Annotated in this window: 5 protein-coding genes and 2 pseudogenes; 4 read left to right on the forward strand and 3 right to left on the reverse strand. The window is 61.6% G+C overall.

Annotated elements, in window-relative coordinates:
• Window positions 1–112 precede the first annotated feature (112 nt).
• On the reverse strand, window positions 113–2,026 hold the full coding sequence (gene htpG, locus OKB81_RS17425; RefSeq protein ID WP_111896505.1) for a molecular chaperone HtpG: 1,914 nt from the start codon (window positions 2,024–2,026) through the stop codon (window positions 113–115).
• 372 nt (window positions 2,027–2,398) lie between these two features.
• Window positions 2,399–3,001 carry a recombination mediator RecR gene (gene recR, locus OKB81_RS17430; RefSeq protein ID WP_010674419.1) on the reverse strand — a complete coding sequence of 201 codons (603 nt, stop codon included), beginning with the start codon at window positions 2,999–3,001 and terminating at the stop codon, window positions 2,399–2,401.
• A 747-nt stretch (window positions 3,002–3,748) separates the two neighbouring features.
• Between recR and hypF the strand changes: the two genes are divergently transcribed.
• The 3 genes and pseudogenes from hypF to hypD all read left to right on the forward strand — a co-directional run bounded on the left by hypF (window position 3,749) and on the right by hypD (window position 7,533).
• The gene (hypF, locus tag OKB81_RS17435) at window positions 3,749–6,160 is read left to right on the forward strand and encodes a carbamoyltransferase HypF (RefSeq protein WP_160838894.1); all 2,412 of its coding nucleotides are present in this window, start codon (window positions 3,749–3,751) and stop codon (window positions 6,158–6,160) included.
• Window positions 6,161–6,165: 5 nt separating this feature from the next.
• Window positions 6,166–6,417: a HypC/HybG/HupF family hydrogenase formation chaperone gene (locus OKB81_RS17440; RefSeq protein WP_160838896.1), complete on the forward strand. Its 252-nt coding sequence runs from the start codon at window positions 6,166–6,168 to the stop codon at window positions 6,415–6,417.
• Window positions 6,411–7,533, forward strand: a pseudogene (hypD, locus tag OKB81_RS17445) (hydrogenase formation protein HypD). The gene OKB81_RS17440 and the pseudogene hypD overlap by 7 nt, the downstream one beginning before the upstream one ends.
• Window positions 7,534–7,692: 159 nt before the next feature.
• Here the strand turns inward: hypD and OKB81_RS17450 are convergent.
• Window positions 7,693–8,325, reverse strand: coding sequence for a hypothetical protein (locus OKB81_RS17450; RefSeq protein WP_270670422.1), 633 nt, complete (start codon window positions 8,323–8,325; stop codon window positions 7,693–7,695).
• Window positions 8,326–8,429: 104 nt separating this feature from the next.
• On the opposite strand from OKB81_RS17450, the pseudogene OKB81_RS17455 reads away from it, so the two are divergent.
• A pseudogene (locus tag OKB81_RS17455) lies at window positions 8,430–9,702 on the forward strand (IS3-like element ISAs20 family transposase); the annotation flags it as partial.

The following is a 9,702-nucleotide window of genomic DNA, read 5'->3' on the forward strand; positions in this document are numbered from 1 at the left end:
TTTGGAGACAGCCAGTTTACCAGCACCCTGTCTGTCAACTTCCACTTCCCCAAGATCCCGCGAAGAACCAAAAAAAAGCCCACTGTCATGCAGTGGGCCAATCACAATCACATCACGCCTGGAGTAGCAGACGATTGATACGGGAGACGAAGCTCGCCGGATCATTGAGGCCGCCCTGCTCCGCCAGCTGGGCCTGCTCGTGCAGGAGGGAGACCCACTCGCCAAACAGGCTCTCATCCTCGATGGTGCCGAGCTTCTTCACCAGGGCATGGTCGGGGTTGAGCTCCAGGATGTACTTCTGCTCCGGCACCGGCTGACCGGCGGCGCGCATCAGCTTGATCATCTGGGTGCTCATGCCGTGGGCGTCGGTGACGATGCAGGACGGCGAGTCGGTCAGACGGTGGGTGACGCGCACCTCTTTCACCGCTTCACCGAGGCTCTTCTTGACCCGCTCAACCAGACCGGCGTTGGCTTTTTCGGCCTCTTCCTGCGCCTGCTTGGAGGCGTCGTCTTCCAGATCCCCGAGATCCAGTTCGCCACGGGTGACGGAGACCAGCTGCTTGCCGTCGAACTCGGTCAGGTGGCTCATCAGCCACTCGTCCACCCGCTCCCACATCAGCAGCACTTCGACGCCCTTCTTGCGGAAGATCTCGAGGTGCGGGCTGTTCTTGGCAGCGGCATAAGAGTCGGCGGTGATGTAGTAAATCTTCTGCTGACCTTCCTTCATGCGGCCAACGTAATCCTCGAGAGAGACGGTCTGGGCTTCGCCCTCGCCGGCGGTGCTGGCAAAGCGCAAGAGCTTCGCGATCTCTTCCCGGTTGGCGTAATCCTCGGCCGGGCCCTCTTTGAGCACATTGCCGAACTCGCTCCAGAACTTGGCGTACTTCTCGCCATCCTCTTTCGCCAGCTTGTTGAGCATGGTGAGCACGCGCTTGGAGCAGGCCTTGCGCAGGGAGGCGGTCACCTTGTTGTCCTGCAGGATTTCACGGCTGACGTTGAGCGGCAGATCGTTGGAGTCCAGCACCCCTTTCACGAAGCGCAGGTAGGTCGGCATGAACTGCTCGGCGTCGTCCATGATGAAGACGCGCTGCACGTAGAGCTTCAGACCGTGCTTCTGTTCGCGGTTGTAGAGATCGAACGGCGCGCGAGCCGGGATGTAGAGCAGGCTGGTGTACTCCTGCGCCCCTTCCACCCGGTTGTGACCCCACAGCAGCGGATCTTCGAAGTCGTGGGCGACGTGCTTGTAGAACTCCTGATACTCCTCGTCCTTGATGTCCTTCGGGTTGCGGGTCCAGAGCGCAGTGGCGCGGTTGACCTGCTCCCACTCCCCCGGGGTACCGACGATGGTTTCACCGTCTTCTTCCCGATCCGGAGTGCCCTCCTTGAACATCTCTACCGGCACGCTGATGTGGTCGGAATATTTGCTGACCACGGAGCGCAGGCGCCAGTCGTCCAGGAACTCCTCTTCATCGCTGCGCAGGTGCAGGATGACGTCGGTGCCGCGACCGGCTTTGGTCACGTCAGCCACGGTGAAGGAGCCTTCCCCCTCGGATTCCCACTGCACGCCCTGGCTCGGCTCAGTGCCGGCGGCGCGGGAGATCACGGTCACCTTGTCGGCCACGATGAAGGCGGAGTAGAAGCCCACCCCGAACTGGCCGATCAGCTGGGAATCCTTGCCCTGGTCACCGGAGAGGTGCTTGAAGAACTCGGCGGTGCCGGATTTCGCTATGGTGCCCAGGTGCTCGATCACCTGGTCACGGGTCATGCCGATGCCGTTGTCCGAAATGGTCAGGGTCTTGTTCTCTTTGTCCACCACCAGGCGCACGCGCAACTGGCCGTCGTTTTCGAACAAAGAGGCATCGGAAAGCGCCTTGAAGCGCAGCTTGTCCGCCGCATCGGAGGCGTTGGAAATCAGCTCGCGCAGGAATACTTCTTTGTTGGAGTAGAGGCTGTGAGCCATCAGGCTCAGCAGTTGTTTGACTTCAGTCTGAAAGCCGTGGGTTTCGGCGTGAACACTTTGGGTCATCGACCAGTCCTCAAAACGTCGGGTTGAACAGATTCCCAAGCTAGATGGGGTTGGCCTTTCAAATATCAAGGGGCTTGCGTGCAAACTTGAGAGCAAATTTGCACACCGGCCCCTCGCTTGGCCCACACAGGCAACCCCCTCCCGGCCTCCCCCTTCACAAGGGGGAGGTGCACTGCCATCCCCTGTCTGGCGAGGAGGGTCAGATTGGGATCGAGCGTGGAGCCAATAGCGGGGCCAGCCTTGCTCTCCCCTCCCAAGGGGAAGAGTGCGGTGGGGGTCGTTGCTTTCACCCTTGCCAAGGGGAGGGTTGGGGTGGGGTTCATTGCTCCCTCCCCTGCCAAGAGGAGGGCCGGGGTGGGGTTCGTGGCCTCTTTAGCTCAGACGCTGGCGCCCCATCAGGGAGTGGGAGAGCGTGGTGCCATCCACCAGCTCCAGCTCCCCGCCCACCGGCACGCCGTGGGCGATGCGGCTCACCTCCACCCCGGCGGTGCGTGCCATGTCGGCGATGTACCAGGCGGTGGCATCCCCCTCGATGGTGGGGTTGGTGGCGAGGATCAGCTCCTTGATCTGCTCCTCTTGCAGGCGGCGCTCCAGGATATCGAGCCCCAGCTCCTCAGGGCCGATACCGTCAAGGGGCGACAGGTGGCCCATCAGCACGAAGTAACGGCCGGAGAACTGGCCGGTCTGCTCGATGGCGGCCACGTCCGCCGGGCTCTCCACCACGCAGAGCAAGCCGTTCTCCTCGCGCTTGGGATTGGCGCAGATCTCGCAGCGATCGTTCTCGGTAAAGGTGCGGCAGTGGCTGCAATGACCGATTTCGGTGAGCGCCCGGTTGAGCAGGGAGGCCAGACGCAGACCGCCGCTGCGCTCGCGCTCCAGCAGGGTGAACGCCATGCGCTGGGCCGATTTCGGGCCCACGCCCGGCAAGACCTGCAGCGCCTTCATCATCTCATCGAGCAGGGGACTGAATTTCATGGGGATATCCTTTGATGCCGCGAAGAGAGGCGCCGCCCCAGGGACATCGGCAAGCCGTCTCTCCAACCTCTTTTGTTGGCGCAGGACTATACCAGCCCAGGGCCGCCAATGGCAGATCCCGTCCGCAGGCGCCTCGCCGCCGAGACGCACCGGGAAACCGGGCTGGCCCCGTTTTTCAGGGCCGGCAGACCCCCGCCAGCCCCCGCAAGGGGTAAAACAGCCTCCAATGTGTTCAATTTTTCTACTCGATTGACCATAATCGTTAAATAAAACCAAACAATAAAACCTGCGTGTTGGCCCCGCCATCCTCGATTTGCCCCCTTCAGGAGCCGGCTCAGCGCCCCGGGGGCGTGGCGCCGCCTGCCCTCACACGCCGATCGCTGGCGGAGCAGGCTCACAGGATCGCAAAGCAGCGCCGCATCTGGCACTCAAACAGGGGCGAGATCAAAGTATTGGGGACAAGTGCCCCGGTAAACTTGGCCCCCGTGACAGGGCGAGGGCCTCCTCTTCCTGCCAAGGCTACGCCCCTTCTATCGCGACGCAGCCCGTTGCCCCCCGTTCGTTGCACCCGATGGCCCATGCCGTGGCGGCAGGCCAGCAGATGGGAGTTCGATATCGCATGACATCCCCCAGGATGATCGCCGGATGGCCGCCCCTGTCGGCCCTCCCCAGCCTCCCTGTCATGAGGGAGGGTTCCCTGCCCCCCGGTTATCAGGGAGGGGCGCTGGCCCCTCTTTGGATGGCGCCATGACCACGTCGACACGCCTTCGACTGCGCCGGGAATTTCATATAGACGGTATCGTGCAGGGGGTCGGTTTTCGCCCCTTCGTCTATGGGCTGGCGCTGCGCCACAGCCTTGCCGGTTATGTATTGAACGATGCCAATGGCGTCACCATCGGCGCCGAAGGATCGCCTGAGCAGCTCGCCAGCTTTGCCCGAGAACTGCGGGAACTGGCGCCGCCCTTGAGCCGTATCGATCATTTCAGCGAGCGGGAACTGCCCCGAGATCAGGATCCCGACTTCGATGGCCAATTTCATGGCCAGTTTCGAATTAAAGCCAGCCAGCAGCAGAGCGCCGCCACAGTCGCCATCTCGCCGGATCAGGGAATGTGTGAGGCGTGCGCCCGGGACGTGGCCAACCCCGCGGATCGCCACCACCACTACCCCTTTACCAACTGCACCCACTGCGGCCCGCGCTACACCATTATCCGCCGCCTCCCCTACGACAGACCCCACACCGCCATGGCCGGCTTTGCCATGTGCCCGCGCTGCGCGGCAGCCTATGAAAATCCGCTGGACAGACGCTACCACGCCCAGCCGGTGAGCTGCCCCGAGTGCGGGCCGCATCTGACCTGGCGCAGCGGCCACGGCGATGCCCTGGCCGAGCGCGAGGATGCGCTGCACACAGCTGCCCGCGCCCTGCAAGCGGGCAAGCTTATTGCGGTCAAGGGCATGGGGGGTTATCACCTGATATGCGATGCCCGCAATGAACAGAGTGTTGCCAGATTGCGAATGCTCAAGCGGCGCGCGCGCAAGCCGCTGGCGGTGATGATGGGCTTCCTTGCCAAGGCCAAGCTCCATGTCACCGGCTGCGAAGACGAGTGGCAGCTGCTCGCCTCTCAGGCCAGACCCATCACCTTGCTGCGCAAGCGAAAAAGCGATGATCGGCCGTCAGAATCCCAACTGACAACGGCGCCGCTGGCCGAGGGGATCGCCCCCGGCATCCCCTACCTTGGGGTCATGCTCCCCTATACCCCGCTCCATCAGCTGCTGCTGGACGCCTGCGCCATCCCGCTGGTGGCCACCAGCGCCAATGGTCGCGGCAGCCCCATCCTTATCGAGTGCGAGGCGGTGGTCAGGGAACTCGGGGGCGAGATTGACGGCATCCTGGATCACAACCGCCCCATCCTGCACCCGTGCGACGACAGTCTGGTGCAGTGGGCGGGCGGGCGACGCCAGACGTTGCGCCTCGCCCGAGGCTATGCCCCCTGCACTCCCAGCCTGCAAGAGGCGGTCAAGGCGCCGCTCTTGGCAGTCGGGGCGCAGCAGAAGAACCAGCTGGCGCTCGCCTTCGGCCGCCAGCGCATCTACAGCCCCTATATCGACGATCTGCACAGCCTGCCGATGCAGGAGCACTTCGAGCAGACCCTGGCAACCTTTCGCGAACTTTACGATCTCAAGCCAGAACTGCTGGTCTCGGATCGACACCCCGGCTACCTCAGCCACCAGTGGGCCAAGGGCTATTGCCGCGATCACAATGCAACCCATCTCGAGGTGCAGCACCATCACGCCCACCTGCTGGGGGTGATGGCCGAGCACAACATCACGGGCCCGGTGCTGGGTGTTGCCTTCGATGGCACCGGCCTTGGCGATGACGGCACCCTCTGGGGCGGCGAGCTGCTGATTGCAGACGTTCAGGGATTTGAGCGGGTTGCCCACCTTGCCCCCTTCAAGCTTGTCGGCGGCGAGGCGGCCATTCGCGAGCCGGTGCGCCAGTTGCTGGGGCTGCTGTTCGAATCGCACACTCCTGAGCAGATCAGCGCCCTCGATATTCCGGCGATCAAGCAACTGCCCGCTGGGCAGATCAACAATCTGCACCAGCTCTGGCGCCTTGGCCGCAACGCCCCCTACACCAGCTCCATCGGTCGGCTGTTCGATGCGGTGGCGGCGCTCTTGGGGGTGATCGACACCCCCGATTACGAGGGCGAAGCGGGACTCCTGCTGGAGGCCGCCGCCTTGCAGCTGGCCCCCGATGAACAGCACTTCCCCCTCGCCTTTGATCTCAGCCAATCAGCGGAAGGGCCACTGCAGATTGAGTGGGCCGAGCTCATCCATACCCTTGTCAGCGAGCGGCGCAAAGGCACCGCCACCGCCAGCCTGGCCGCCGGTTTTATCCGCGCCATCAGCAATCTGGTCATCGCCCTGGCCGAGCGCTTCCCCGGCTATCCGGTAGCGCTCGGGGGCGGCGTCTTTCAAAACCGGGTGCTGATGGATCAGCTGGTGCCCGCTCTCGAAGCCGCAGGCCAGCAGGTATTGACCAGCGAAACCCTGCCGCTCAATGACGGTGGCATCGCCGCCGGTCAGCTCTGGTTTGCCATCCACCATATTGCCACGTACCAGCCTGCCACAGCCGGTTGTGCCACCTTGTCGGAGTCCTGAAATCCATGTGTCTATCCATCCCCTCTCAGGTGGTGCAGCTGCACCCCGAAGATAACTGCATCACCGTCGATACCCTGGGGGTGCAGCGGCGCGTCAGCTGCATGCTGCTCGAGGAGCCCCTCCAGGTGGGCGACTATGTGCTGCTCCATATCGGCTTTGTGATGAGCAAGATTGACGAAGCGGAGGCGCAGGCCAGCCTCGAGAGCTTCCGCCAGATGGTGGCCCTGATGCCCAAACAGGATATCTTGCCATGCTGACCTTGAATGATCTCTTTCAGGGCTTTCGTCAGCCCCGGGTGATCCGCGCCCTCGCCGCCCAAATTAATGAGCTCGCCAAAGATCTGCCCGAGCCGCTGCGGGTGATGGAGGTGTGCGGTGGCCATACCCACACCATCATGAAATACGGCCTGCACCAACTGCTGCCGGCCAGCATCGAGTTTGTCCATGGCCCCGGCTGCCCGGTCTGCATCATGCCCAAAGAGCGCATCGATCAGGCCATCGAGCTGGCGAGTCAACCGAGCGTCATTCTGGTCACCCTGGGGGACATGATCCGGGTGCCGGGCTCCATAGGCACGTTGGCCCAGCAGCGCGCCAAGGGGAGCGATATCCGCCCGGTCTATGACCCCCTCGATGCCCTGCGCATCGCCAAAGAGAACCCGGAAAAAACCGTGGTCTTCTTCGCCATCGGCTTCGAAACCTCTACCCCAATGACTGCCGCGCTTTTAGCTGCCGCTGAAGATCAAGGGATCGATAACCTGCTGTTTCATATCAACCATGTGCTGGTGCCCCCCGCCATTCATGCGGTGATGGCCGACGAGGTGGCCAAGGTGAACGCCTTTATCGGCCCCTCCCACGTCAGCGTCATCACAGGTGCCGATATCTACCTGCCCATCGTCGATCGCTATCAGGTACCCGTGGTGGTGAGCGGCTTCGAGCCGGTGGATGTGATGGAGGCGCTCTTGATGATGGTGCGCCAGGGGGAAGGTTGAGGGTCGCTACGCGCTGGAAGTGCAGTACAGCCGCGCCGTCACCGCCAGCGGCAATAAAGCCGCCCAGCGGCTGGTCGAGCGCTTTTTCGAGACCCGCGAGCACTTTCGCTGGCGAGGTCTGGGGGACATCAACGCCTCGGCCCTGCGCCTGCGCGATGCCTTTGCCAGGCGCGATGCGGAGCGTCACTTTCAACTCAATCAGACTCCCATCGATGACCACAAGGCGTGCCAGTGCGCCGATATCCTGCGCGGCCTGGCCAAACCGAACCAGTGCAACGTCTTTGGCCGGGGCTGCACCCCGACCCAGCCCATGGGCAGCTGCATGGTCAGCTCCGAAGGAGCCTGCAATGCCTACTACCGATATATGGGGATCCAGGAACGATGAGAGAAATCCAACTTAGCCACGGTGGTCGGGTGATGAGGAGAGATGAACCAGCCTGTTTCTGCAATCTTGTGGAGAACCAGACCCGATGAGAGAAATTCAGTTAAGGAAGGTGCGAATAAGTCATATGGCACGAGAGCATTTAATGGTAACCCATTGATATTAAATGACTAAAATTTTCATTTTTTGTTCGTGGGATACTTGTTCGCACTTTCCCTTGAGCTCCTTGCGTTGCACCTCATCACCCAGCCCCTCAATAAAATCGCACATTGACTCATAAAGGGTACGCAGCGAAGGACTGGCAGCTGCCAGACGTTCAGCATTGGTACGGACATGGCCATTGGAGGCTTGGACTGGTTCACTCACAGGTATCGATGGCGGCAAGCCAAGCTCAGTCGGAGTGGAGGGTTTATTGATCTGGCTGGTCACCGCATTGACCAACTCCAGCATCAGCAGATCATCGCCAAAAAACTTGTAGCGGATCAGCTCGACATTGCGGTTGATCTGCTGTACGGCGTGCAGGTCATAGCGGGTGAAGTCACCGGCTATGCAGAGCAGGCGGGTGCCGGACCACTCGATGCTATCGGCCACCTCTTTCCCCAGCATCTCCATCACCAGCCAGCGGTACTCGGCCTGATGGTCGAGCAACCAATCCAGATAGAAAAGGCCCTGATTGATGACATTTTCGTTACTGTAACGTTTGTACTCGATGATCACCGGGCAGCCATTCTCATCGATCCCGAGGGAATCGATCCGCCCCTTGTGGGTCTTGCCGGTAGTGTATTCGCTGGCCAAGAAGCGAACCCCGAGAAAGGCGGACATCCCCCCGGTGTCAGAATAGTTGTCGCCTAATCTGAATAATCTAAATGTGAAGACCGGGGGCGGATAAAGAGTGTCGAATGGCTCGTTATTCAAGTGAGCGCAAGGCTGCTTTGCTCAAGAAGCTGCTGCCGCCCATCAATATGTCGGTGGCCGAGTTGGCTCGGCAGGAAAACATCAGCGAGGTCACTCTGTATAATTGGCGCAAACACGCCAAAGACGGAGGGTCTCCTGTGCCCGGGGACAACAAACTGACCGATGAATGGCCCGCCGAGGCCAAGTTCGCCGTCGTGCTGGAAACCGCTGCGCTTTCCGAGATTGAACTCAGTGAGTACTGCCGCCGTAAGGGTCTCTATCCCGAGCAAGTCCAGCAATGGCGCCAAGCCTGTATTCTGGGCCAGCAATCCGCTCGTACCTTACAACAGGCGGAGAAGGCACAGGCCAAAGCGGACAAGAAGCGTATCCGGCAACTGGAGCAAGAGCTGCGGCGCAAAGACAAGGCCCTGGCCGAGGCGGCAGCTCTGCTGATATTGCAAAAAAAGCTCGATGCCTACTGGAGCAACGTCGACGAGGACAACTGACCTCGTTGCCAGAGCGGCAGCAATACGTTGCATGGTGGCGCGAAGCGCTTGAAGCTGGCGCCCGCAAGCATCCTGCGGCCGAGGTGTTGGGGCTGAGTCTGCGCACGCTCCAGCGCTGGTTGGCCGGGCCTGAGCTGAGTGCCGATAGGCGACCGGATGCGGTTCGTTCCATACCTGCTCATGCATTGAGCCCAGAGGAGCGGCAGGCCGTGCTGGACGTCTGCAATAGCCAGGAGTTCGCCTCGTTGCCGCCGAGTCAAATTGTGCCACGGCTGGCCGACCAGGGGCGCTACTTGGCCAGTGAGTCGAGCTTCTATCGCATCTTGCGGGCGGCTGACCAGCAGCACAGGCGTGGCCGGAGCCAGCCACCGCGTCATGTGCCGGTACCAACCAGCCATACCGCGACTGGGCCCAATCAAGTGTGGTCCTGGGATATCACCTACTTGCCGTCACTCGTGCGCGGCCAGTATTACTACCTCTATCTGATAGAGGACATCTACAGCCGCAAAGGGGTGGGCTGGGAAGTGCATGAGCAAGAGTGCGGTGAACGGGCGGCGGCGTTGCTGCAACGGAGCATCATCCGCGAGCAGTGCTGGAAGCAGCCGCTGGTCTTGCACTCGGACAACGGCGCGCCAATGAAGTCAGTCACGCTGCTGACCAAGATGCATGACCTGGGTGTCACGCCCTCGCGGGGACGGCCTCGGGTCAGCAACGATAATCCGTACTCGGAGTCATTGTTCAGGACGCTGAAGTACTGTCCGCAGTGGCCATC

This window comes from Aeromonas sp. QDB56 (assembly GCF_027705505.1).
GTDB classification, from domain to species: Bacteria; Pseudomonadota; Gammaproteobacteria; order Enterobacterales; family Aeromonadaceae; genus Aeromonas; species Aeromonas caviae.

What these genes read in the sequence shown, in the direction of transcription:
- recR (WP_010674419.1), bottom strand. Translation starts at nt 3,001, where the DNA reads ATGAAATTCAGTCCCCTGCTCGATGAGATGATGAAGGCGCTGCAGGTC.
- htpG (WP_111896505.1), bottom strand. Translation starts at nt 2,026, where the DNA reads ATGACCCAAAGTGTTCACGCCGAAACCCACGGCTTTCAGACTGAAGTC.
- OKB81_RS17440 (WP_160838896.1), top strand. Translation starts at nt 6,166, where the DNA reads ATGTGTCTATCCATCCCCTCTCAGGTGGTGCAGCTGCACCCCGAAGAT.
- hypF (WP_160838894.1), top strand. Translation starts at nt 3,749, where the DNA reads ATGACCACGTCGACACGCCTTCGACTGCGCCGGGAATTTCATATAGAC.